The organism is Streptomyces sp. NPDC056480 (assembly GCF_042795405.1).
Classification (GTDB): Bacteria; Actinomycetota; Actinomycetes; order Streptomycetales; family Streptomycetaceae; genus Streptomyces.
Genome location: NZ_JBHTSA010000045.1, coordinates 19,841 through 42,511, shown reverse-complemented (window position 1 = coordinate 42,511; position 22,671 = coordinate 19,841). Strand labels below are relative to the sequence as shown.

Annotated in this window: 20 protein-coding genes; 13 read left to right on the top strand and 7 right to left on the bottom strand. The window is 74.3% G+C overall.

The features are described 5' to 3' along the window. Positions 1-17: 17 nt before the first annotated feature. From ACFQ79_RS20890 to ACFQ79_RS20880, 3 genes are read right to left on the bottom strand one after another with little or no spacing between them, the layout of a single operon-like run. Positions 18-1,130 carry a PP2C family protein-serine/threonine phosphatase gene (locus ACFQ79_RS20890; RefSeq protein WP_383585616.1) on the bottom strand — a complete coding sequence of 371 codons (1,113 nt, stop codon included), beginning with the start codon at positions 1,128-1,130 and terminating at the stop codon, positions 18-20. A 1-nt stretch (position 1,131) separates the two neighbouring features. Beyond that, positions 1,132-2,607, bottom strand: a complete 1,476-nt coding sequence (locus ACFQ79_RS20885; RefSeq protein ID WP_383585614.1) for an MFS transporter — start codon at positions 2,605-2,607, stop codon at positions 1,132-1,134. Next, complete coding sequence (locus ACFQ79_RS20880) at positions 2,604-3,257, bottom strand: TetR/AcrR family transcriptional regulator (RefSeq protein ID WP_383585611.1); 654 nt, start codon at positions 3,255-3,257, stop codon at positions 2,604-2,606. The genes ACFQ79_RS20885 and ACFQ79_RS20880 overlap by 4 nt, the downstream gene beginning before the upstream one ends. A gap of 298 nt (positions 3,258-3,555) precedes the next feature. On the opposite strand from ACFQ79_RS20880, the gene ACFQ79_RS20875 reads away from it, so the two are divergent. The 7 genes from ACFQ79_RS20875 (at position 3,556) to ACFQ79_RS20845 (ending at position 12,497) form a co-directional block, all read left to right on the top strand. Next, on the top strand, positions 3,556-4,140 hold the full coding sequence (locus ACFQ79_RS20875; RefSeq protein ID WP_015038477.1) for a TMEM165/GDT1 family protein: 585 nt from the start codon (positions 3,556-3,558) through the stop codon (positions 4,138-4,140). Between the two features lie 265 nt (positions 4,141-4,405). Continuing rightward, on the top strand, positions 4,406-5,023 hold the full coding sequence (locus ACFQ79_RS20870) for a TetR/AcrR family transcriptional regulator (RefSeq protein ID WP_383585608.1): 618 nt from the start codon (positions 4,406-4,408) through the stop codon (positions 5,021-5,023). Beyond that, the gene (locus tag ACFQ79_RS20865) at positions 5,007-6,662 is read left to right on the top strand and encodes an acyl-CoA dehydrogenase family protein (protein WP_383585606.1); all 1,656 of its coding nucleotides are present in this window, start codon (positions 5,007-5,009) and stop codon (positions 6,660-6,662) included. Before ACFQ79_RS20870 ends, ACFQ79_RS20865 begins: the two co-directional genes overlap by 17 nt. A gap of 194 nt (positions 6,663-6,856) precedes the next feature. Further along, the gene (locus tag ACFQ79_RS20860; RefSeq protein ID WP_383585604.1) at positions 6,857-8,320 is read left to right on the top strand and encodes a hypothetical protein; all 1,464 of its coding nucleotides are present in this window, start codon (positions 6,857-6,859) and stop codon (positions 8,318-8,320) included. A 110-nt stretch (positions 8,321-8,430) separates the two neighbouring features. Further along, positions 8,431-9,687: an AAA family ATPase gene (locus tag ACFQ79_RS20855; RefSeq protein WP_383585602.1), complete on the top strand. Its 1,257-nt coding sequence runs from the start codon at positions 8,431-8,433 to the stop codon at positions 9,685-9,687. After that, a complete protein-coding gene (locus ACFQ79_RS20850; protein ID WP_383585600.1) occupies positions 9,684-11,048 on the top strand; it encodes a VWA-like domain-containing protein in 1,365 nt (454 codons plus the stop codon). The genes ACFQ79_RS20855 and ACFQ79_RS20850 overlap by 4 nt, the downstream gene beginning before the upstream one ends. A 108-nt stretch (positions 11,049-11,156) precedes the next feature. Then, positions 11,157-12,497 (top strand): M20 family metallopeptidase, encoded by a 1,341-nt coding sequence (locus tag ACFQ79_RS20845; protein WP_383585597.1) that lies wholly within the window; start codon positions 11,157-11,159, stop codon positions 12,495-12,497. Between the two features lie 10 nt (positions 12,498-12,507). Here ACFQ79_RS20845 and ACFQ79_RS20840 read toward each other — a convergent pair whose 3' ends face one another. After that, on the bottom strand, positions 12,508-13,398 hold the full coding sequence (locus ACFQ79_RS20840; RefSeq protein ID WP_383585594.1) for a LysR substrate-binding domain-containing protein: 891 nt from the start codon (positions 13,396-13,398) through the stop codon (positions 12,508-12,510). Between the two features lie 129 nt (positions 13,399-13,527). Here ACFQ79_RS20840 and ACFQ79_RS20835 point away from each other — a divergent pair, with 129 nt between their 5' ends. Continuing rightward, positions 13,528-14,802 (top strand): MFS transporter, encoded by a 1,275-nt coding sequence (locus ACFQ79_RS20835; protein WP_383585592.1) that lies wholly within the window; start codon positions 13,528-13,530, stop codon positions 14,800-14,802. Further along, a complete protein-coding gene (locus ACFQ79_RS20830; protein WP_187624761.1) occupies positions 14,799-15,116 on the top strand; it encodes a cupin in 318 nt (105 codons plus the stop codon). The genes ACFQ79_RS20835 and ACFQ79_RS20830 overlap by 4 nt, the downstream gene beginning before the upstream one ends. A 119-nt stretch (positions 15,117-15,235) precedes the next feature. Here the strand turns inward: ACFQ79_RS20830 and ACFQ79_RS20825 are convergent, their stop codons facing one another. After that, entirely contained in the window at positions 15,236-15,754 is a 519-nt protein-coding gene (locus ACFQ79_RS20825; protein WP_383585590.1) for a tetratricopeptide repeat protein, read from the bottom strand. A 169-nt stretch (positions 15,755-15,923) separates the two neighbouring features. Here ACFQ79_RS20825 and ACFQ79_RS20820 point away from each other — a divergent pair, with 169 nt between their 5' ends. After that, the gene (locus ACFQ79_RS20820) at positions 15,924-17,534 is read left to right on the top strand and encodes a PHB depolymerase family esterase (RefSeq protein WP_383585588.1); all 1,611 of its coding nucleotides are present in this window, start codon (positions 15,924-15,926) and stop codon (positions 17,532-17,534) included. 68 nt (positions 17,535-17,602) lie between these two features. After that, complete coding sequence (locus ACFQ79_RS20815; protein ID WP_383585586.1) at positions 17,603-19,009, top strand: threonine/serine exporter ThrE family protein; 1,407 nt, start codon at positions 17,603-17,605, stop codon at positions 19,007-19,009. A 202-nt stretch (positions 19,010-19,211) separates the two neighbouring features. On the opposite strand, the gene ACFQ79_RS20810 is transcribed toward ACFQ79_RS20815, so the two are convergent. Both ACFQ79_RS20810 and ACFQ79_RS20805 read right to left on the bottom strand, forming a co-directional pair. After that, on the bottom strand, positions 19,212-20,570 hold the full coding sequence (locus ACFQ79_RS20810) for an Ig-like domain-containing protein (protein ID WP_383585584.1): 1,359 nt from the start codon (positions 20,568-20,570) through the stop codon (positions 19,212-19,214). A 229-nt stretch (positions 20,571-20,799) separates the two neighbouring features. Beyond that, on the bottom strand, positions 20,800-21,285 hold the full coding sequence (locus tag ACFQ79_RS20805; RefSeq protein ID WP_383585582.1) for an SRPBCC family protein: 486 nt from the start codon (positions 21,283-21,285) through the stop codon (positions 20,800-20,802). A 147-nt stretch (positions 21,286-21,432) separates the two neighbouring features. On the opposite strand from ACFQ79_RS20805, the gene ACFQ79_RS20800 reads away from it, so the two are divergent. Together ACFQ79_RS20800 and ACFQ79_RS20795 are read left to right on the top strand one after the other, a co-directional pair. Continuing rightward, positions 21,433-22,062, top strand: a complete 630-nt coding sequence (locus ACFQ79_RS20800) for a PadR family transcriptional regulator (protein WP_383585580.1) — start codon at positions 21,433-21,435, stop codon at positions 22,060-22,062. 126 nt (positions 22,063-22,188) lie between these two features. Then, complete coding sequence (locus ACFQ79_RS20795) at positions 22,189-22,638, top strand: peroxiredoxin (RefSeq protein ID WP_030316940.1); 450 nt, start codon at positions 22,189-22,191, stop codon at positions 22,636-22,638. The last annotated feature ends 33 nt before the right edge of the window (positions 22,639-22,671 follow it).

Sequence of the window (22,671 nt, the reverse complement as noted above, 5' to 3'; positions counted from 1 at the left end):
ACGAGGACGGGTCGGCTTCAGCGGGATTCGGGCGGAACCACCACGAGCAGGGCGGCGACGTCGTCGTCGAGGCCGCCCGCGCCGTAGTCGGTCAGGTCCTTGTGGAGGAGGGCCGGCACCTCCTCGGCCGGTTCCCGCACCCAGCCGCGCAGGCGCAGTTCCAGCGGATAGAACGTGCCGGCCCGGTCGCGGGTCTCGCTGACGCCGTCGGTGTAGAGGAGCATCCGGTCCCCCGGTCCGAACGGCACCTCCTCGATGCGGTGGTGGGAGTCGGCGAGGCCCGCGAGGTTCACGGGCAGCGAGGGGTCGTCGAACCGCACGGGCACGACCTCGCCGCCGCGCTGGAGCAGCGGGGCGGGGTGTCCGCAGCTGAGGAGCCGGGCGACGTCCTCGCCGTCGGGGAGTTCCACGAGGACGACGGTGGCGAAGCGTTCGGCGGCATCGGAGTCCGGGTCCCAGGCACCGTAGCGGGCGAGGCCCTCGTCGAGCCGGTCGGCGAGGACGGCCAGGTCGGGCGCCTCGTTGACAGAGGCACGGAAGGAGCCGAGGAGCACGGAGGCCGTCTCGACGGCTCCGAGGCCCTTGCCCTGGACGTCCCCGAGCATGATCCGTACGGCGCCCGGGACTCGTACGGCCTCGTAGAAGTCGCCGCCGATCCTGGCCTTGGCCGCGGCCGCCACGTACAGCAGATGCAGGTCGAAGCGGCCGAGGCGGGTGGGGAGCGGGCGCAGCACGACCCGCTGGACGACTTCGGCCACGGCGGTGAGTTCGCGCATGTCCTGCTCGTAGCGGGTGCGGACCCGGCTGACCCAGGCAGCGGCGGCGGTGACGCCGGCGATCACGATCAGGTTCGTGACGAGTTCGGGCGCCGCGGCGAACTCGCCCCTGATGAGGCTGAGGACCAGCCGGGCCACGACGGCGAGCAGCCCGATGACGATCGTCCAGGGCACGCTCCAGGTGACGGCGGCGAGCGCGGGTGCGGCGACGAGCAGCCGGTCGAAGCGGTCCCGGTCGGGGGTCAGCAGATCGGCGACGAAGGCCACCGCCAGGACCAGGAAGGGCAGCGCGCGACCGAGGTTGAACTGGGCGCGCGCCGGGGCGTCGGGGCGAGCCCGCTGACCTGCTGGCATTTCATGATCGTACGCAGGGTCGGCCTCCGGCCCGTGGTGACGGCGGCTCCGGGCGTGTCCGCCGCCGGCCGGCGGCGCGGGGCAGGGCCAGGGCGGCGGGCAGCGCAAGTGCGGCGATCAGGACGAGGGCGGGGAGGGCGGCGCCCCGGGACGGTACGAAGCCGCCGCCCGGGACGAGGGCGAGCAGCAGGGTCGCGATGGCGACGCCGAGCGCGGGTCCGATGTTCATCACGGTCTGCTGGAGGCCGCCAGCGACTCCGGCGTGGGCCTCGGGGGCTCGGTGCACGACGACCGAGGTCGCGGTAACCATCAGGGTGACGAACCCCGCGCCCAGCAGTGCGGCGCTCACGCCGACGGCGGCGGCGCCGGCCGTCGCGTCGAACCGGGCGAGCAGCAGGACCCCGAGCGTGAGCAGGGCCGCGCCGGCGGTCGCCGTGCTCCGCGGGCCGAAGCGGCGCTGGAGCGGCGGGCAGAGGGGCGCGCCGAGCACCATCAGGACGGCGAGCGGAAGGACGCGCAGCGCGCAGTCGAGGGGGTCGAGGCCCTGGACGTCCTGCAGGAAGTACGTCGCGACGAAGAGCGAGCCGGAGAGGGCGGCAGAGGCGGCGAGCAGGACGGCGAGGCCGGCGACGACGGGCAGGCTCCGGAGCAGCTCCGGAGGCAGCAGGGGGCGCGGGGCGCGGCGCTCGTGCCGGGCGAGGACGACGCCGGTGACGACGGCCCCGGCGACGGCGGGCAGACCGGTGGGGGCGCCGCCGGGACGGGCGGCCTCGACGAGCCCGTGGACGAGCAGCCCCAGGGTGACGGCGAGCAGCAGGGCGCCGACGGGGTCGAGCGCGGAAGGGCCGCCGGCGGCCCGGGGGCGGGCGGCGGGAACGGGTTCGTACCGCGAGCCCGGTTCGTGCGGTCGGCTCGGCTCGTGCGGGCGTTCCCTGGTGGCGAGCGCGAGAAGGCCGATGGCGAGGGTCGGGGGTACGCCGAGGAGGAAGACCGAGCGCCAGCCGTACGCGGAGACCAGCGCGCCGCCGATGAGCGGGCCGGCCGCCGCCGCGAGGCCGATGGCGACGGTGCGTATCGCGATCGGGGTTCCCAGCCGATCCTGCGGATAGGCGGTTCGGAGCATGCCGAGGGTGGCGGGCTGGAGGAGCGCCCCGCACACCCCCTGGAGCACCCGGAGCGCGATCACGGTCCCGATGCCGGGGGCCAGGGCGATCCCGGTGGAGGCTGCGGCGAAGCCGAGGGCGCCGACGGCGAAGACCCGGCGGTGGCCGTAGCGGTCTCCGAGGCGGCCGGCGAAGACCAGGAGGCTCGCGACGGCGACGAGGTAGCCGGTGCTGGTCCACTGGACCAGGCCGACGTCCGCGTGCAGATCGCGCTGGAGGGCGGGTTGGGCGACGGTGAGGACGGTGCCGTCGAGGGCGACGACGGCAGCGCCGACGACGCTGCACGCCAGGACCGGGCCACGGCGCGGGCTCATGAGGCCTGCCCCGCGGGGCCGAGGTGCGCGTCGAGGGCGGCCGCGAGGAGCGGGGCGGGGTCGTCGCCGCCGGTCGCGAGTTGAAGGCTGCCCCAGTGCCAGAGCTGGGCGATGCCGTGGAGATTGGCCCAGAGCGCGCCGGCGAGGACGGCGGGGTCGGCGGCGCCGGGACGGACGCGGCCGACGAGTTCGGTGAGCCGGGCGAAGAGCGGCAGGCTCGTCTCCCGCAGGCCGAGGCTTCCGCTCTCCAGCAGGTCGTGCCGGAACATCAGCTCGTACATGCCGCGCCGGGTGCCGGTGTAGTCGAGGTAGACGCGGGCGAGGAGCTCGATCCGCTCGCGCGGCGCGCTGGTCTCCTCGTCCTCGGCGGCGACGCGGGCGGCCAGTTCGGTGAAGCCCTGGCGGGCGATCGCCGACAGGAGTTCGAGATGGGTCGGGAAGTAGCGGCGGGGGGCGCCGTGGGAGACGCCGGCGCGGCGGGCGATCTCGCGCAGCGAGAGGGCCTGGGCGCCTTCGGCGTTCACGAGTTCGACGCCGACGCGGACGAGCCGCTCGCGCAGCCCGCCGTCGCTCCGGTCGTCGGCCTCGCTCCCGGTCCTCCCGTGCGCCTGGTGGTCTTCAGCCTGGTGGTCTTCGGATTCGTCATGCATAGACACTGTCTACCAAGATCGAGTAGACGCTGTCTACTCACTCGCGCGCCCCGGTCCGCTACACTGAGGGACAGCGAAGGGGAGTAGCCCTGCAAATCGGTCGTCGACATACTGGAACCCCCGGGTTCCCGGTGACCGGGTCCGCGTTCGACGCGGACGGGCGAGACCTTCGGCCAGGCATCAACCGCGTCCGCGCTTCCGTGGGCGTGGTCCGTCATGCCGGGCCGAGTGGTCCTCCCGTCGCCCGTCGAGGTGCCGTGCCGAGTCCACCGGCCCGGACCGAGCAGAGAGCCCCGGTATGCACCTCGACCCCTTGGCGATCCTCACCGCCTTCGGGCTGATCTTCCTCGCCGAGCTTCCCGACAAGACGATGTTCGCGTCCCTCGCCATGGGCACGCGAATGCGTCCTCTCTACGTATGGATCGGCACCTCGACCGCCTTCCTCGCGCATGTCGCCATCGCGGTCGGCGCGGGCAGCCTGCTCGGGCTGCTCCCGGGCTGGTCCGTGAAGCTCGTCTCCGCCCTGCTGTTCGGTTTCGGCGCGTTCATGCTGCTGCGCGGCGGGGGCGACGACGACGAGGCCGACGAGGGCGGCAAGACCGTCACCGGCTTCCTGCCCGTCTTCTCGACGGCCTTCATGGCCGTGTTCATCAGCGAGTGGGGCGACCTCACCCAGATCACCACCGCCAACCTGGCCGCCACGAACGGCACCTGGTCGACGGCGATCGGCTCGCTCGCCGCGCTGATGAGCGTCTCCGCGCTCGCCCTGGTCGCGGGCCGCTTCATCGCGAAGCGCGTTCCGCTCAAGACCGTGCAGCGCATCGGCGGTATCTGCATGGCGGGCCTCGCGATCTGGTCCCTGACCGAGGTCTTCACCGGCTGAGACCGGCCGTCCGGCCGCGCGGCGCACCCGGCCACACGGCCACACGCATTTGCGAACGCCCCCACCCCCGCAGGGTGGGGGCGTTCGCCGTTCCGGCACCCGCGCCCCTTCCCGCAGCCACGCCTGCCCCGACGCCTGCTCCCACACCCGCACGCACCCGCTCGCACCCGCTCGCACCCGCACCCGCACCCGCACCCGCACCCGCACCCGCACCCGGCGTATCGCGGGCCTTGATGAAGCAGTGAATCACTGCTTCACTTCTTCCATGCCCTACCGACGCACCCCCGCCGTCCAGGCCCGACTCGACGCCCAGCGCGCCTCCGTCGTGGACGCCGCCCGGGCGCTGCTCTCCGAGCAGGGATACGCGGGCTGCACGGTGGCCGCCGTCGCCGCCCGCGCCGGAATCGCCACGGGCAGCGTGTACCGCCACTTCCCCGGCAAGACAGAGCTCTCCGTGGAGCTCTTCCGGACCGTGGTGAGCCGGGAGGTCGCGGCCGTCTCCGAGGCGGCCGGACACCCGGGGCACCGTTCCGCCGCCGAGCGGGTGGTCGCCGTCATCGAGACCTTCGCCCTGCGCGCCCTCAAGTCGCCGCGCCTCGCCTACGCCCTGCTCGCCGAGCCGGTCGACGCCGCCGTGGACGCCGAGCGGCTGGTCTTCCGGCGCGCGTTCCGCGACGTGTTCGCCGCGCGCGTCGAGGAGGGCGTGCGCTCGGGCGAACTGCCGCCCCAGGACCCGGTCCTCACCGCCTCGGCACTGGTCGGGGCGGGCGCGGAGGCACTCGTCGGCCCGCTGGCGGAGGGGTCCGTCGGGCCCGGCACCGTACCCGCACTCGTCACCTTCACCCTGCGAGCACTGGGAGTTCCCGATGCCGACCACGCATGAGGTCACCAACCAGGTACCGCCCCTGACCGGCTACGACGTCTCCGCCGACCCCGCGCTCCTGGAGGCGCTGCGCCGGGAGGGCGCGGGCTGGGCCGAGACCGAGGTCCGCGAGCTCGGCGCGCGGGCCGGCGGCGGACAGGCCCAGGAGTGGGGGCGGCTCGCCGAGCGCCACTCCCCCGTGCTCCACACCCACGACCGGTACGGCCACCGGATCGACGAGGTCGAGTTCCACCCCCACTGGCACGACCTGATGGACGTGGCCGTCCGGCACGGACTGCACGGCGCTCCCTGGCGGGACGAGCGGCCCGGCGCGCACGTCGCCCGCGCGGCGAAGGTGTTCGTGTGGGGACAGGCCGACGCGGGACACCTGTGCCCGGTCTCCATGACGTACGCGGCGGTGCCGGCGCTGCGCGCGCAGCCGGAGCTGGCCGAGGTGTACGAGCCGCTGCTGACCTCCTCGTCGTACGACTTCGGTCTCCGGGTGCCGACGGAGAAGCGCGGGATCATCGCCGGAATGTCGATGACCGAGAAGCAGGGCGGCTCGGACGTCCGGGCGAACACGACCCGGGCCGTGCCGACGGGCGAGCCCGGCCTGTACGCGCTCACCGGCCACAAGTGGTTCACCTCGGCGCCGATGTCGGACGTCTTCCTCACGCTCGCGCAGGCGCCGGGCGGGCTCTCCTGCTTCCTGGTGCCGCGTGTCCTGCCGGACGGCGGCCGCAACGCGATCCGCCTCCAGCGGCTCAAGGACAAGCTGGGCAACCGCTCCAACGCGTCCTCCGAGATCGAGTACGAGGGTGCCCTCGGCCGGCTTGTCGGCGAGGAGGGGCGCGGGGTGGCCACCATCATCCGGATGGTGAACATGACGCGGCTCGACTGCGCCATCAGCTCGGCGTCCGGGATGCGCCTCGGGCTCGTCCATGCGGTGCACCACGCCACGCACCGCGAGGCGTTCGGGGCGCGGCTCGTCGACCAGCCGCTGATGCGGAACGTCCTGGCCGACCTCGCGGTGGAGGCGGAGGCGGCCACGCTCGCGGCGCTGCGCCTGGCCGGCGCGGTCGACCGGGCCACGCGCGGCGACGCGGAGGAGGAGCAGCTGCGGCGGCTCGGGCTCGCGGTCACCAAGTACTGGGTGTGCAAGCGGGCGCCCGCCCACGCCGCCGAGGCCCTCGAATGCCTGGGCGGCAACGGCTACGTGGAGGACTCGGGCCTCCCCAGGCTCTACCGGGAGTCGCCCCTGCCGTCGATCTGGGAGGGCTCGGGCAACGTCGCCGCGCTCGACGTGCTGCGGGCGATGGCCCGTCAGCCGCATGCGGTGGAGGCCTTCTTCGCGGAGGTCGACCTGGGCGCGGGTGCCGACCGGCGTCTGGACGCGGCCGTCGCGGGCCTCCGCAAGGACCTCGCGGGGCTCGGCGACCCGGAGGCGGCGGCGTACGGGGCGCGGCGTCTCGTCGAGCGCCTGGCCCTGGTGCTGCAGGGCTCCCTGCTCGTACGTCACGGGAATCCGGCGGTCGCGGACGCGTTCTGCGCGTCGCGGCTCGACGGCGACCGAGGCCTCGCGTTCGGCACGCTGCCCACGGGGGTGGACACGGCGGCGATCATCGCGCGGAGCGGTCCTGACGCGGTGAGCGCGGCCTAGGAAGCATCGGACGGGGCTTCGCCGGCCCGGCCTCCCGGGCCGGCCGGCGAGGCCTGCGCCCGGTGGGCGGTCCGGCGCCCACTCCCCAGGGAGAAAAACCACTGGTCGCGCCGCGTACCCCTCGATACGATCATCCTGATGACGACCTACTCCGCTATCAGATCGGGGGTCCCGTCCGCGCAAGGTGAGTGCTGATGCTCACTCATGCCGCGAACGGCGACACCCGCCTTTCCCTCTGGCTGCGCGTGCGCGAGTTCGCCGTGCCGCCCTCCATGATCGAGACCGCCGGGCTCCGGCGCACCGCCGGTGACTGGGCGGGGGCCTGTGCCGCCGCGGGCATCGACGTCGATCTCGACCTGCGCTCCACCGCCCGCGCGTACGGGCGGGAACTCGCCGCCCTGGTCAGGGCGGATCTCCGGCGACTCGCTCCCGACCTGCTGCGCTGGCACATGCCTCGGATCGCTCCCGACGGAGTCCTCCGCCCGGGGCTCACCGTCCCGCTGGCACGCTACGCCGTCCCCGGGAACGCCGCGGGGGACGACGACGTGGGGGACCTCGCCTCCCCCACGGGGGACCTCGGCTCCCCCACGGTGTACCTCGTGGTGCGGACCGCACCCGCGTGGGCGGACGCCGGGCAGCGGATGAGCCTCGCGCTGTGGGACGGCTCCCGTTCCGCGGGCGGTGAGCGACGCCATCCGCATCCGCGCCCGAGTCGGCGGTACCGCCTGGATCTCCATCGCCATCTCTGGGACGCGCGACGCAGCGACGAACTGCGGGTCCGTTCCGGGGCCGACGCGGGGCCTTCCAACGGTCCGCCGCCGGGGCTCTCCACCGGTCCGTCGCCGGGGCTCTCCGCCGATCCGCCACCGCTGACCGAAGAGGCGGCCGGCCGCGCCGTCGACCGCTGGGCGGCGGAGGCCGCGATCCTGCTCCGGGCCGACGGCCGGGACTCCGGGCGCGTCCGGGTACGGCTCGGGGGCCGTCGACAGCTGGTCCTCGACGTGCCGGCGGGCGGCGGCCCGGCATCGGCTTCCCCTGGGACCCCTCCGTCGGCGGTGCGGGCGCTGCCCACGCTGCCCGACGCCGCGACCTGGGTGCCGCCCGATCTGGAGTTGCTGCGCGCCGGTCTGATCGACGCGGGACGGCTGCATCCGCTGGTCGCCTCGGCGCTCGTACCCGACCACCGTCCCGCCGGGCCGGCCAGGACCGCCGATCCGGCCGGGCAGCCACGCCTGGTGGACTGCCGGGGAGTCCCGCACCGGATCGGCCTGTCCGACGGCGTCCTCGCCCCGCTCGACCACGCCCCCGCCGAGATCCGGCGGGAGGAGCTCCTGGTCGCGCTGGGCGGGCCTCCCCTCCCCTGCCTCCAGGCCATCGACGACGCCCACCGCCGTCCGGACTGCCTCACCGGTGTCCGCGAGCGTCTGGACCACGGCGACACCGTCGGCGCGCTGGCCGTCGTCGAGGGCCTGCTCGGCCCCGGCGCCGCGCTGCGCAACGGCGCGCTGCGGGAGGCGCTGGAGTCGGCCGCCCGGCGGCGGATCGCGTACGGGCTCTACCGGGCGGACCTCTACGGCCCGGGACCGGGACGTGTGCTGCCCGGGCAGGAACGCCCCCGGGGCCATCGCGCACGCCCTCGCCACAGCCACACCCGCTGATCGAAGCGGTACCGGCCCGCGCACCGGTACCACCGGCATCCCCCATTTCGCCGGTACCGGCCGTCACGCCGGTACCGGCGCACCGACGACGAACCCACAGGTGATCACCCATGCCCTTGAGCACCCCTTCCCGCGGCCGGCTCGACGTCGCCGACGAACTCCTCGCCCTGCTGCGCGACTCCACGACCGAGCCGCGCCCCGACGACCAGCTGGAGGCCCTGACCCTCGCGGTCGCCGCCGACCTGCCCGTACTCCTCTGGGGTGAGCCGGGGATCGGCAAGACGGCCGCGCTGACCCGGCTCGCCGAATCCCTGGACCTCCCTCTGACGACGGTGATCGCCAGCGTGCACGAGCCGTCCGACTTCTCGGGGCTCCCCGTGATCGGGGACGACCCCGCCGAGCAGGGCGTCCCGATGGCCCCGCCGGACTGGGCGGTACGGCTCGTGAAGGCAGGCCGTGGACTGCTGTTCCTCGACGAACTGTCCACCGCCCCACCTGCGGTGCAGGCGGCTCTGCTCCGACTTGTCCTGGAACGACGGGTCGGCGCCCTGCGGCTGCCGTCCGGGGTGCGGATCGTGGCCGCCGCCAACCCGCGTGCCTCGGCCGCCGACGGCTGGGAGCTGAGTCCGCCGCTGGCCAACCGCTTCGTCCACCTCCAGTGGACCCACGACCACGACGTCGTCGTCCGCGGCCTCGGCGGCATCTGGCCGCGGGCGACCCTCCCCCGGCTCGACCCGGAACTCCTGCCGCACGCCGTGGACTACGCCCGGCGCGCCGTGTGCGGTCTCCTCGCCACCCGCCCCACGCTCGTGCACCGGCTGCCCGGCGGGGAGACCCGGCGGGGCGGCGCATGGCCTTCGCCCCGCAGCTGGGAGATGAGCCTGCGTCTCATCGCCTTCGCCACCGCCGCCGGATCATCCCGCGAGGTGATCTCGCTCCTCGTCAGGGGCACCGTCGGGGACGGCCCGGGGCTCGAACTCCTTGCGAGCCTGGACCGGATGGACCTCCCGGACCCCGAGACACTGCTCGCCGACCCGTCCGGCACCGAGCTTCCGGAGCGGGGTGATCTGCGCCAGGCCGCGCTCGAGGGAGTCGTGGCCGCGGTCGCGGCGCGCCCCGAGAAGGCCCGCTGGGAGGCCGCCTGGGCGCTGCTCGCCAGGGCGGCGGAGACCGGAGCGCCGGATCTCGTCGTCGTCCCGGCGACCACGCTCGCCGCGCTCCGCCGTACGGAGTGGGACGTGCCGCCCACCATCGAACGGCTCGCGGGGGCGGTCTCGATGTCCCGGCGCGCGGACGAGGCGGCGACCCTGGTCGCGAACGGCGCGCGACGCGTGAGCGGCACGGCCTCCGCCGCGGGCGCACGATGAGCACCGCCACGGGCACGGGCACGGACACCGGCACCGGCACCGTCACCGTCACCGGCACGGGAGCAAGTACAGGGGCCGGAGCGGGTGCGGGGGCGGGCGCGGGCACGGGGGAAGGCGCGGGCTCCGGTGCGGGGAACGCGCTCGACCTCGACAAGCTCTTCGCCGCCCGGCTGTACGCCGTCCGGGCCCGGCCCTATCTGGCGACCGCGTTGTTCGCCCTGCACGTCGTCGAGTCCCGGCGGGTGCCGACGATGGCGGTCGACCGGCACTGGCGCTGCTACGTCTCACCGGTCTTCGTGAACCGGACACCGGTCGAGGAACTGGCCGGGGTGTGGGTCCACGAGGTGTCGCACCTCCTGCGCGACCACCACGGGCGCGGTGACCGGGTCGCGCGGGAGCGCGGTCTGACCGGACCGGGTGCCAGGCTGCTGATGAACATCGCGGCGGACTGCGAGATCAACGACGACGCGTTCGGGGACGGGCTCGTCATGCCCGAGGGTGCGGTCACTCCGGACTCCCTCGGGCTCTCCTCCGGCGAGTTGATGGAGGACTATCTGCGCCGGATCGGCCTCGGCTCCGGGATGCAGCACCTCGCCTGGCTGGACTGCGGCAGCGGTGCCGACGGTCTGGAACGGGAGTGGGATCTGGGGCCCGACGGCGCGGACGGCCTCAGCGGGCAGCAGCAGGACGCCGTCCGGTTCCGGGTGGCGCAGGCCGTCAAGGGGCCCCCGGGAAGCGCGCCGAGGGCGTGGAAGCGCTGGGCGGAGGAGGTCTTCCACCCGCCGCAGCCGTGGCGGGACCTGTTGGGGGCTGCGGTCCGTTCGGCGGCCTCCGCCTCCGGCGCGGGGGAGGACTACTCGTACGGCCGGCCGTCGCGGCGCTCGGCGGGGCTGCCGGGCGCCGTGCTGCCGAGTCTTCGGCGCAGACCGCCCCGGGTCACGGTGATCGTGGACACGTCCGGGTCGGTGAGCGACGCGGAGCTGGGCGGCGCGCTCCTGGAGGTGGCCGCGATCTCCCGGGCCGTGGGCGGGCGTCGTGACCTGGTGACCGTGATGTCGTGCGACGCGGCGGCCCGCACGGTGCACCCGTTGTGCCGTGCCGAGGGCATCCCGTTGGTGGGCGGCGGCGGTACGGATCTTCGTACGGGCTTCTCCCGGGCGCTGCGGACGATGCCCCGGCCCGACGTCGTCGTGGTCCTGACGGACGGGCAGACGCCCTGGCCGTCCGAGCGGCCGCCGTGCCGGACCGTGGTGGGGCTGTTCCCCCGTGCCGGGTCGCGCGGCGGTTCGTGGATCGAGAACGATCCCGACTACGAGCCGGACACCCCGCCCGACTGGGCGCGCGTGGTGACGATCGGCTAGACGACCGGCTCGGCGACCGGCTCGGCGATGTGAGCGTGCGGCGGCAGGTGCGCGCAGGGACGGTGCCGCGCGCCGCCGGGGATGGCAGCCTGGTGGAGCACGTACCCCATGACCACGGCCGATCGGCACCGGCCGGAACGACAGGGAGTCACGTTGGGCGGCGAGGCGATCCACGAGGAACTGGACAAGCGGGCGGCCGAGGTGGCGGATCAGGTGGTGGCCTGGCGGCACCACCTGCACCGGTACCCGGAGCTGCCCAACCGTGAGGTGGACACGGCCCGCCTGGTGGCGGACCACCTGGGCTCCCTCGGCCTCGACGAGGTCCGTACCGGCATCGCCGGTCACGGGGTCGTGGGCGTTCTGCGCGGCGGGGCCGCGGGCGAGCGGGTCGTGGCACTGCGGGCGGACATGGACGCGCTGCCGGTCCAGGACCTGTGCGGGGCGGACTTCGCCTCCGAAGTGGTCGACGCCGACTACCCGGGCGGTCCGTTCCCCGTCTCGCACGCCTGCGGGCACGACTGCCACACGGCGGCGCTGCTCGGCGCGGCGACGGTGCTCGCGGGAGTGCGCGACCGGCTGCCGGGCACCGTGCTCCTCGTCTTCCAGCCCGCCGAGGAGGGCCCACCGGTCACCGAGGAGGGCGGGGCGCGGGCGATGGTCGATGCGGGCGCGTTCGCCGACCCGGTGCCGACGATGGCGTTCGGGCTGCATGTGACTCCGCATCCGAAGGGGTACGTGGGCTACCGGATCGGCAACCAGTACGGGGCCTCGGCCCTCGTCCGCATCGTCGTCACCGGGAGACAGACCCACGGCTCCACGCCCTGGGAGGGCATCGATCCGATGCCCGCGGTGGGGGCGGTCCTGACGGGCATCGGGCAGCTGTACCGGCAGGTGTCGGCGTTCGACCCGGTCACGGTGTCCATCGGGCACATCGAGGACGTCGGCCGCTTCAACATCGTCGGGCAGACGGTGACGCTGTGGGGCACGGTCCGGTGTGCCGTCGAGTCCGACATGGCACGGGTCGAGCGGCGTCTCACGGTGCTCGCGGAGCACTCGGCGGCGGCGTTCGGGGCGACGGCCACGGTGGAGTACCTGCAGCCGGTCCCGCCCGTGCACAACAGCGGGCCGTGGGTGGAGGCCGGCCTCCCGACCTTCCGCCGGGTGGTCGGCGAGGAGCGTGTGGTGGAGACGGGCGGGACGCTCGGGTACGACGACGTCTCCGAGTTGGTGGGCCGCTTCGGCGGCCTGTACGTGATGCTCGGCGTCCAGGACGCCGCCCTGGACGCGTCCGGGCGGCCGGTGCCGGTGCCCGGCGGCCGCGGTCTGGTGACCAACCACAACCCGCACTTCTACGCGGACGACGGCACCCTCGTCACCGCCGTCCGGCTGCACGCGCACGTGGCGTACGACCATCTGACGGGCGCGCTCGTCCCCCGCGACGGCGACTGAACGCCCGGGGTCAGGCCTCCCGTACGGTGCCGACCTCCGCCACGAACGCTCTGATCAGGGCGGAGTCGGCGGCGGTGGGCCAGACCAGGCCGTACTCGAGGGGCGGGGCGTCCCGCAGCGGGACGTAGGCGATGCCGGGTCGGGGGTGGTAGCGGGCGCCCCTGGCCGCGCCCGGGGTGACGCCCCGGCCCGCCGTCACATGGGAGAGGACCTCCTGCCAGGTGGCCGCGACCGGGCCCCTGGGGATGGCGGCCCCGGACGGGGTGTGCCGGGGGTAGTGGTGGTCGAGCCAGTGGCGCGGGTGGTCGCCGCCGGTGGTGATCAGCGGCAGTCCGGCGAGGTCCTCGAGGCAGAGGGAGGGCCGTCCGGCCAGCGGGTGGGCGGCCGGCAGCAGCAGGACCCGGTCGTCGCGGACGGCGACGGGGCCGGTGGTCAGCTCCGGCTCGCGCACGGGGAAGGCGGCGATCTGGATGTCGAGCGCGCCGTCCTGGAGGAGCCGCACTCCACCGTCGAGGGGGACCTCGCGGACGGTGATCTCGCAGCCGGGATGACGGCCGAGGAGCGCGTCGGCGGCCGCCGTGAGCAGTTCCGCGTCCCACGGCGTGCCGAAGCCGGCCCGCAGTCTCCCGCGGACGCCGCGTCCGGCCCCGGTGGCACGCTCCAGGGCCGCGCGGAGCTGTGCGCAGGCGGGCAGGAGGTCCTCGTACAGGCGCAGACCGACCGGGGTGAGGGCGACGCTCCGGCTGGTGCGGGCGAAGAGCGGGGTGCCGATGCGGCGCTCCAGCTTCTTCACGGTCTGGCTGACGCGGCCGGTGGAGACGCCGAGGCGCTCGCCGGTGCGTCCGAAGTGGAGCTCCTCGGCGAGCGTGAGGAAGGTTTCCAGTTCGTACCGTTCGAGCACCGGACCTCCCATACGGCCGCCGCGATCGTTGAGTGCGGCTCAACGCCGGTTTCATGATGACACCTTGTTCCGCCCGGGCGGGGGCGGGGAGCCTGGAGGCGTCCCCCTCCCCCGTACGGAAGAGACTTCGTGGACCCTCGCACCACCGCCCCGGCCCCCTCCACCGCGCCCGAGCGGCCGATGAAGGCGAACGTCCCTCTGTTCGCCGTCGCCGGCGCCGTCACCGTCGCCAACATCTACTTCCCGCAGCCGCTCCTCGCCGCTGTCGCCCGGGGCCTCGACGTGACGGAGCGGACGGCGGGACTCATCGCGTCGGTCGCGCAGATCGGGTACGCGCTCGGCATCCTGCTCCTGGTGCCGCTGGCCGACACCGCGCGGCTCCGACGCCTGACCTCGGTGCTGCTCGCCCTCACCACGGCCGCGCTGCTCGTCGCGGCGGCGGCGCCGGGCATGGTCACGCTGACGCTCGCGACGCTCGCGCTGTCCACGACGACGGTGCTTCCGCAGATCCTCACTCCGGTGGCGGCCGTGCTCGCGGGCCCGGGACGGCAGGGCCGGACCGTCGGGCTCGTGGGTCTCGGGCTCACACTGGGCTCGACCCTCTCGCGTACGGTCTCCGGCGCCGTCACCGACGCGAGCGGCAGCTGGCGGGCGGCCTACCTCGTGGCCGCCGCGGCGACGGCGGCCCTGCTGTGCGTCCTGCCGCGCAGGCTGCCCGAGCGGCTTGGGGCGCGCGGTCGCACCTCGTACGCCGGGCTCCTCGCCGGGCTGCCCGGGCTCCTGGCGTCCCATCGCGCGCTGCGGGTCTCGGCTCTGCTCGGGGCCTGTGTCTTCGCCGCGTTCAGCGTCTTCTGGGCGGTGCTCGCCTTCCACCTGGCGGCGCCGCCGCTGGGGTACGGACCGGGTGCGGCCGGGCTCTTCGGGGTGCTGACCCTGCCCGCCGCGCTGCTCTCGGCGACGGCGGGGCCGCTCACCGACCGGTACGGGGCAGCCCTTGTGAGCGCCGGAGGGCTGGGGCTCGCGGGGCTCGGGCTCGGTGTGGCCGGCCTGGTCCCGCACTCCCCCGTGGGCCTGGTCGCGGCGGCGAATCTGCTGGTGGCGGGGGTCAGCTCCTGCCAGGTGGCCAACCAGGCGAGGATCTTCGGGATCGGCCGGGAGGTGGCCGCGCGGGTCAACACGGTCTTCATGCTGGCCACCTTCGGCGGCGGGGCGCTCGGCTCCCTCGCGGGGAACTGGCTGTACGCGGAGCACGGCTGGTCCGCGGCGCTGCTCGCCGGCGGGGTGTTCGTCGCCGCCGGCGGGATCGTGGCGGCGCGTTCCGGACAGACGGCCCCGAGTTGCGTCCCGGACGTCACACGGGAGGCTGGGGGTATCCGCCCGCGCATCCCGCAGGGAGAGTCATGAAGCTGGACCTCACCGCCCTGGCCGACGAGCACATGGCCGCGGCCCGCACCGCGCCGCACGGGCGCAGCGCCCATCTGATCATGCACGACGGGGTACTCCGGCAGTCCGTCATCGCCCTCACGGCGGGCACGTCCCTGGACGAGCACAACGCGCCGCCGGCGGCGAGCCTCCAGGTGCTGCGGGGCCGGGTGAACCTGACGATGGCGGGCCGGGCGGAGGAGCTGTCGACGGGCACGCTGCGGATGCTCAGGGAGCGGCACGGGATCACCGCCCTGGACGACGCGGTGGTGCTCCTGACGGCGGTGAACGACTGACGGGCACCGACCGCACCGCGGCGGTGACGCCTGACCGGCGCGACCCACCCCGGCGGTGAACCAGCGACGGTGAGCGGTCCCCCGCGCGCGGGACCGCCCTCGCCTCGATCGACCTCGCCTCACTCGACCGCGTCGAGGTCCCCGGCGTAGTGCTCGATGGCCCTGCGGTACGCCCGTACGGACGGGTCCTCGCTGGTGGCGGCGATCAGCCGGAGCAGCAGCCGCGTCGACTCGTGGTGCCGGCCCGTGTTGTAGAGGGCCATCGCGAGGAAGGTCCGCAGGGAGCCGTCCTCCGGGAACTCCTCGACGGCGCCGGTCAGGAGGGCGACGGAGTCGTCGTAGCGGCCGAGGACGCGGTAGGTGCTGCCGAGGCCGAGGAGCGCCCCGCGCCGGTCCTCGGGGGTGAGCCCGGTGCCCGTGGCCCCGCCGCCCGCGAGGGCGCGTTCGTAGTACGGCACGGCCTCCTTCTCCCGACCGAGGACGTCGTGCGCCCACGCCGTCTGGTACGCGACCTCCGCGTCCTCCGGGTGCCGGGCGGCGAGGGCGACGAGCCGCTCGCGGGCCTCTTCCCGGTGGCCCTGTCCGCGCAGCGCGACCGCCTCGGCCAGCCGGCCGTCCCTGTCCTCGTGATCTGCCATGACCGCATCCTCGCAGCTCGGGTCCGGCGGCCCCAAGGCGGCTGCCAGGTGATGGGCCGCCATACCGGAGCGGCCGGATTGTGGCGTCCTCGCCCATGGAGGAGGGCCGCGGACCGCCCATAACCTCCCGGCCGACCCTCCGTCAGGAACGAGCCGCCCGGGAGATCCCATGCGTTCACCCCGTCCCACCCGTCGCAGCGGGCCACGCCGCTTCGCGGCGCTGCTGCTGTGCGTCGCCGCGACCCTGTCTCCCACCGCGTCCCCCGCCGGGGCCGCGGCTCCCCCGCCCGTGCCCGGCACGCTCCAGGGCTACGACATCGGCTCCGTGTTCAGTGCCGGGGTGTCGTCCGGCGGGTACATGGCCACCCAGTTGCACGTCGCGTACTCGGGTACCTTCGAGGGCTCGGCGGCGTTCGCTTCGGGGCCGTACGACTGCGCGCGCGGCCAGCTCGCCACCGCGCTCAACGCCTGTATGGACACCACCCAGAACCTTCAGCTCGCCGCGCTGGAACAGGCCACGCGCGACCGGTCGGCGCAGGGCCAGGTCGACCCGGTGGCGAATCTGGCCGGTGACCCGGTGTACGTGTTCAGCGGCTCGGGCGACAGCACGGTGAAGCGGCCGGTGGCGGACGCGCTCGCCGACTACTACGGCCGCTTCGGCGCCCGGGTCCAGTACAACCGGTCGACGGCCGCGGGGCACGCCTGGATCACTCCGCTCGGCCCCAACTCGTGCACGGTGACGCAGACTCCGTTCCTGAACAACTGCGGGATCGACGCGGAGGGGGCGCTGCTCGGGCATCTCTTGGGCTCGGTCGCGGCGCCCGGTTCCGGCACCGGCGGCTCGCTGATCCGCTTCGACCAGAACGCGTACGCGCCGGGCGGCTCGGCGGCGGCCCTCTCGATGGGCGCGGAGGGCTTCGCGTACGTCCCGGCGTCGTGCGCCCAGGGGGCCCGCTGCACACTCCTCGTGGCGCTGCACGGCTGCAAGCAGGGGTACGCGTACCAGGGCTTCGGGACCCGCTTCGTGGAGAACGCGTACCTGAACGAGTACGCCGACACCAACGACATGATCGTGCTCTATCCGCAGGCGGCACCGACCACGACCCTGGAGAACCCGAACGGCTGCTGGAACTGGTGGGGCTACCTCGGGGACACGGCCTACGCCCGGCACGGCGGGAAGCAGATCGAGGCGATCATGGGCATGGTGCGGGCCCTGCGCGGCACCGGCACGCCTCCGCCCACGGGCGACCGGACGGTCCTGTCGAGCGCGGACGCCGAGGACGGGTACGTGAAGGCGGCGGCGGACGGTTCGGGCGCGGCGGTCGGCACGCTGGAGGACGCGTACGGTCTCGCCCTGGGGCGGGGCACGGACGGCAAGGTGAACCGGTCGGTGGTCTCCTTCGACACCTCCCGGATCCCGGCCGGCAGGGAGGTCACCCGGGCCTGGCTGACCGTCACCAGGTCGAGCGGCTCCGGTGACCCGTGGGCGTCGCCCTCGGGCAACCTGCTGCGGGTGGACCTGCGCACGGGTTGCTTCGGCGGCTGCGCGGTCGAGCCGGCGGACTGGTCGGCGGCGCCGACGGTGGCGGGCGCGGCGCGCGTCGACGCGTTCTCGTCCGGGAGCGCGGTGTCGACGGACCTCTCGGCCGAGGCGCTCGCGGCGCTGAACCGGGGCGGGGTCACGCAGTTCCGGCTCGGCTTCTCGTCGGCGCCGACCGGGACCGCGTACCTCTTCGTGAACCAGGCGACGCCGGTGACACTGACGGTCGAGTACCGGTAGGAGGGCCTGCGGCGGACACGGCGTTCGCGGTCGGGTGTGAGCGCCGAGGCGCTGCTAGTTTTTCCCGAATGCGCTTGTTGTCCCGCTTCGACGTGCGTGCTCTCGGCCGCAGGGCGGCCGCCCTGCGGCCACGGCGACGCGGCAGGGACGCCCTCACCGTGCCGGAGGCGGAGGACGCCGGCCGGGAGCGGCTGAGGGACCTGGCCTCGCTCCTCTGCGAGCTCGGCGCCGAGCTGCTGCGGGCCGGGGAGCAGACGGCCGAGGTGGAGCGCGCGCTGCACGACGTGGCCGCGCGCTACGGAATGCGGGTGCGGTCCTTCGTGGTCCCCACCGGCCTCTTCGTCCGGGTCGGCGGCGGCCCCGACGGCCGGGGCGGCGAGCTGGACCTCGCCCCGGTCGAAGGGCCCGACCTGCGGCTCGACCAGGTGGAGGCGCTGCAGTCGCTGGTGAAGCGGATGCGCGCGGAGGCCGTGCCGTTCGAGGACGTGTCACGGGCGCTCCGGGAACTCAGGGAACGCCCGGAGCCGTTCAGTCCGGCGGCCACCGTACTCGGCTACGTCCTGCTCACCGTGGGTCTGGGCGTCATGCGGCACGCGACCGTCCCGGCCGTCGTCGGCTACACGGTGCTCGGCGCGGGCGTCGGTCTGCTGCGCCTCTTCGGGGACCGGCTCCCCGCTGCCCGTACCGCGCTGCCGGTGGTCGCCGCGATCCTCGTCACGGCGGCCTCGCTGCGCTGGGCGGGCCCGCTGCTGCACGAGGCGCCGACCGTGCTGTACGTCCCGCCGCTGATCGCCTTCCTGCCCGGAGCCGCGCTGACGCTCGGCGCCATCGAACTCGCCACCGGTGCCGCGCTGTCGGGCATCGCCCGGCTGGCCGGCGCCCTGAACGTGCTGCTGCTCCTGGCCCTCGGCATCCTCGTCGGCACCGAACTCGTCACGCCCCACCCGTCGTCCGGGACGGCGGCCGGACCGCTCGGCACCTGGGCGCCCTGGGTCGGGGTCCTGCTGCTCGGCTTCGGGTTCCTGCTGTACTTCTCCGCCCCGCCACGGGTCACCCTTTGGCTGCTCGGCGCCCTGGTCGCCGAACGGTTCGTGCAGTCGGCGGCCTCCGAGTTCGCCGGGGTGACCTTCGGCGCCTTCGCTGCCGGCATGCTGCTGCCCCTGATGGCGCGCTGGATCTCTCGCCACTCGCACACTCCGGACCAGGTGATCTTCCTGCCCTGCTTCTGGCTGCTCGTGCCCGGCGCCATCGGACTCACGAGCGTCTCGGAGATCATCGTGGAGGGGGACACCGGGGGCGGCCTGGACAGTCTGGTGACCACGGTGATCACCGTGGCCGCGATCGCCCTGGGCGTCCTGGTCGGCGCGGGGCTGCAGCGGCGCCCGAGGCTGAGCATCGGTGAGCCCTCACCGGCGTCGGTTCCCACCGCGCCGGAGAGGTCGCCCGAGGCGGGCGGGCCGACGCCGGGGCGCTGAACCGGTGCCGGGCCGCCGAGCGGGCCGGGCGGGGGGGCGGTCGGGGGGCGGTCGGGGGGACGGTCCGGGTTTCCGGATCGCGTGGGGACGGGGAGGGACGCGTCGGGTCGGGTCCGGTCGGGTCGGGTCGGGTCGCGTCGGGTCGGGTCGGGTCGCGTCGGGTCGGGTCGGGTCGGGTCGGGTCGGGTCGGGTCGGGTCGGGTCACAGTGCCGGGCGGAGGGCGGACCCGTCACTTCCGGATCGGGGGGCCGCGGCGCCGGAGGCGAAGGCGCTGCCCCGGCGCCAGTCGGGCCAGCTGAGGTTCCAGTCGCCGAAGCCGTTGTCGAAGGGGGTCATGGGTTCGCCGTACCCGTTGACCACACGGACGAGATCGCCCTCACGCACCGTGGAGAACAGCCAGGCGGCGTCCTCGGTGCTCATGCCGGTGCAGCCGTGGCTCACGTTCTCGCTGCCCTGCGCGTCGAGGGACCAGGGCGCCGCGTGCAGGTACTCGCCGCTCCAGGTCACCCGGGTGGCCCAGCGGACCTTCAGGTCGAAGTAGTCGCTGTTGCCCCGGGCGATGCCGATGGAGTCGCCTCGCATCCGGACGAGCGGCTCCTTGCCGAGGACGACCTTGGTGCCGCCCCGGGTCCGGTAACCGGCCTTGCCGGTGGTGACCGGGAAGCTGCGGAGCGGCTCGCCGTCGCGGAAGACGGTCGTCGTGAGGGCGGCGACGTCGGTGACGGCTTCGATCCGGGCCCCGGTGGTGAAGGTGACGGGCCGTGAGCGGCCGCCGTACAGCCCGCCGAAGACCCTGGCCCCGTCCAGGCCGCTGCGCACCCGGACCGTGGTGCGGGCGGGCCAGTAAGCGCGGGGCCGGTAGTGGAGGGTGTCGGAGTCGACCCAGTACCAGGCGCCCTCGACATGGGGTTCGGTCCGCACCAGGAGGCCGCGTTCGACGACGCGGCGGGCCTGGGTCTCGTCCGCCGGTACGGGATGGCTGAGTTCGGCGGTGACCGGCTGGCCCACGCCGAACGTGCCTCCGTCGTCGGGGCCGAAGGCGACGGTGAGGCGTTCCCCTGCGGGGGCGGCGAGCGTACGGAGGTCCAGGCGCGCCACGTGCCGCTCGCGGCCCTGGGCCCCGGCCCGCTCGACGACGAGGCGGGCCGCGTACCGGGCGCCCGCGGGGAGTGACGTGGTACTGGTCCAGCGGGTGCCGTCGACGCTCGGGGCCCCTGCGACGCGGCGGCCGCGCTGATCGGTGACGGTGACGTCGGCGAGTACGCCGGGGGTGCGCAGGGCGAGTTCCACGGGTCCGGAGACCCGGTCTCCGAGGGTGACCGCCTTCCCTGCCAGAACCCGTCCGCCCCGGAGCTCGACGGTGTGGCGGGGTGCGGAGCAGAGCCCTCCCGCGGCGACGCAGCCGTCCACCGTGACGAGGGCGGTGGGTTCCGGTGCCGCGAGGGAACGCGCGTCGGAATCGGCCGGCGACTGGGCCGCCGTACTGACGAGAACGGCTCCGACGGCCAGGGAGAGCGCTCCCCACCCCCGTACATGTCTGCGTGACGACGCGTCCGACACACCCTTCCCTTTCCGACGAGGGCCAGGACGTCGGCAGGCGGTGCCGACCGCAGCATCAAATCGGATGAAAGGAGAAACAGATGATCAAGGGGCCGGGCGTGGCGCCGGAGTGGCGGCCGAGACGACTCGAATGGGTCAGCGACGCGGATGCCGACCGGCCCGGCGAAGCGGTTCCCACCGGCTCGGCGAAGCGGTTCCCACCGGCCCGGCGAAGCGGAAGGCGACCGGCTCAGCGGGGCGGTTCAGGGAGTTCCTCGCCCGTCTCCAGAAGGGACTTGAGGCTGGAGATCAGCGCGGGCCAGCCCTCGCCGATCATCCCCTTCATCAGGCCGTCGGGGTCCAGGTCGCCGTGGGTGACCGTGAGCTTGACCGTGTCACCCGAGGGCTCGATCCGAAAGGTCACCTTGGACCGGGGCTCCCGGGCGAGCCGCTCGTACACCTCCCGTCCGAGCCGTACGGCCTCCGCCCACGCCGGCGTGAAGGTGTGCCAGGTGTACGACAGGAGGCGGCCGGGCTCGGCCTCCAGGACCACCTGATCGGGGTCGACGGTCCGGCGGCCCACCTCGTCCCAGACCATGGGGGCACCGGGGGTCCACTCGCTCTCGAAGGCCACACCCCAGTACCGCCGGGTGAAAGCCGGGTCCGTGAGCGCCTGCCAGAGCTCGTCGGGGGTGGTCCGGATATAGGTGGTATAGACAAACGTGTGGCTGTCCATCGCGTTGCCCCTCGGATCTGCCGTCCCCTCCCTCCAGCCTAGGCAGGCGCCGGACGGACGTGCCAGCTTAGGACCCCCGTCCGGCCTGGGGATCGCCGGTTGAATAGGTGCGGAGGAAACTATTCAACGTGCTGCTAGCGTGTCGGAATGTCGCTCAAGCACGCCGTCCTCGCAGCTCTCCTGGAGGGCGAGGCATCCGGATACGACCTTGCCAAGATCTTCGACGTGTCCGTCGCCAACTTCTGGGCAGCCACTCCGCAGCAGCTCTACCGCGAGCTGGACAAGCTCGCCGAAGCCGGCCTGATCACGGCGCGTGTGGTGGAGCAGGAACGGCGTCCCAACAAGCGGATGTTCAGCCTCACCGAGCCGGGGATGCGGGATCTGGCCGCCTACACCGCCACGCCGCCGCGCCCCAGCGCCGTACGGGACGAGCTGCTGGTCCAGGTCCAGGCCTGCGACGGGGGTGACACGGCGGCCGTCCGCGCGTTCGTGGCCCAGCGGATGGAGACGTCGCGGGCCAAGCTGGCCCGCTACGACCGGCTGCGGGAGTGGATGCTCGCCGGTCGCGACGAGGAGACGTACCTCGACGAGGCGGAGCGGGTCGGCCCGTACCTGACGCTGATGCGCGGCCGGTTCTTCGAGGAGGAGAACCTGCGCTGGGGCGAACGCGCCCTCACCGTGCTCGACCGGCGCGTCAGGGCCCGCGGCGGAGCGGCGGCAGAGAAGGCCGCGGCCGGGACGGCTGCCGCGACGGTCCCTGCGGCGCCCCGGGCCTGACCGTGCCCGACGGTGCTCGACCGGGCACCCGAAAGGGTGACGGCGCGTCCTACCGTGCGGTAACGTCACCGCCCGGCCACCGGACGCGCTGGTGGCGGAGCACGTACGGATCGGGGACGGGCCTCTATGAACGTTGGTGACCTCGTCGAGGACTTCAGCCTGCCGGACGAGACGGGAGCCGCACGTTCCCTGAGCGGCCTGCTGGCCGAAGGACCCGTCGTCCTCTTCTTCTACCCGGCCGCACTCACCCCCGGCTGCACCGCCGAGGCCTGCCACTTCCGGGATCTCGCGGCCGAGTTCCGCGCCGTCGGCGCCCTGCCCGTCGGCATCAGCACGGACCCGGTGGAGCGGCAGCAGGAGTTCGCCGAGCGCCACTCCCTCGGCTATCCCCTGCTGTCGGACCCGGACGGCGCCGTACGCGACCGGTTCGGCGTGAAGCGCGGGTTCTCGCTCGCGCCGACGAAGCGGGTGACGTTCGTGATCGGCCAGGACCGGCGGGTGCGGGAGGTCGTACGCAGCGAACTGCGCATGAGCGCCCACGCCGACCGCGCGCTCGCGGCCCTGCGCGGCGCCTGAAGCGCGACCCCGAACCGCTCGGACGCCCCCAAT

Excerpts from the sequence above, each read along its gene's own strand:
- ACFQ79_RS20890 (WP_383585616.1), bottom strand. The coding sequence starts at position 1,130 with ATGCCAGCAGGTCAGCGGGCTCGCCCCGACGCCCCGGCGCGCGCCCAG.
- ACFQ79_RS20885 (WP_383585614.1), bottom strand. The coding sequence starts at position 2,607 with ATGAGCCCGCGCCGTGGCCCGGTCCTGGCGTGCAGCGTCGTCGGCGCT.
- ACFQ79_RS20880 (WP_383585611.1), bottom strand. The coding sequence starts at position 3,257 with ATGCATGACGAATCCGAAGACCACCAGGCTGAAGACCACCAGGCGCAC.
- ACFQ79_RS20875 (WP_015038477.1), top strand. The coding sequence starts at position 3,556 with ATGCACCTCGACCCCTTGGCGATCCTCACCGCCTTCGGGCTGATCTTC.
- ACFQ79_RS20870 (WP_383585608.1), top strand. The coding sequence starts at position 4,406 with ATGCCCTACCGACGCACCCCCGCCGTCCAGGCCCGACTCGACGCCCAG.
- ACFQ79_RS20865 (WP_383585606.1), top strand. The coding sequence starts at position 5,007 with ATGCCGACCACGCATGAGGTCACCAACCAGGTACCGCCCCTGACCGGC.
- ACFQ79_RS20860 (WP_383585604.1), top strand. The coding sequence starts at position 6,857 with ATGCTCACTCATGCCGCGAACGGCGACACCCGCCTTTCCCTCTGGCTG.
- ACFQ79_RS20855 (WP_383585602.1), top strand. The coding sequence starts at position 8,431 with ATGCCCTTGAGCACCCCTTCCCGCGGCCGGCTCGACGTCGCCGACGAA.
- ACFQ79_RS20850 (WP_383585600.1), top strand. The coding sequence starts at position 9,684 with ATGAGCACCGCCACGGGCACGGGCACGGACACCGGCACCGGCACCGTC.
- ACFQ79_RS20845 (WP_383585597.1), top strand. The coding sequence starts at position 11,157 with ATGACCACGGCCGATCGGCACCGGCCGGAACGACAGGGAGTCACGTTG.
- ACFQ79_RS20830 (WP_187624761.1), top strand. The coding sequence starts at position 14,799 with ATGAAGCTGGACCTCACCGCCCTGGCCGACGAGCACATGGCCGCGGCC.
- ACFQ79_RS20825 (WP_383585590.1), bottom strand. The coding sequence starts at position 15,754 with ATGGCAGATCACGAGGACAGGGACGGCCGGCTGGCCGAGGCGGTCGCG.
- ACFQ79_RS20820 (WP_383585588.1), top strand. The coding sequence starts at position 15,924 with ATGCGTTCACCCCGTCCCACCCGTCGCAGCGGGCCACGCCGCTTCGCG.
- ACFQ79_RS20815 (WP_383585586.1), top strand. The coding sequence starts at position 17,603 with ATGCGCTTGTTGTCCCGCTTCGACGTGCGTGCTCTCGGCCGCAGGGCG.
- ACFQ79_RS20805 (WP_383585582.1), bottom strand. The coding sequence starts at position 21,285 with ATGGACAGCCACACGTTTGTCTATACCACCTATATCCGGACCACCCCC.
- ACFQ79_RS20800 (WP_383585580.1), top strand. The coding sequence starts at position 21,433 with ATGTCGCTCAAGCACGCCGTCCTCGCAGCTCTCCTGGAGGGCGAGGCA.
- ACFQ79_RS20795 (WP_030316940.1), top strand. The coding sequence starts at position 22,189 with ATGAACGTTGGTGACCTCGTCGAGGACTTCAGCCTGCCGGACGAGACG.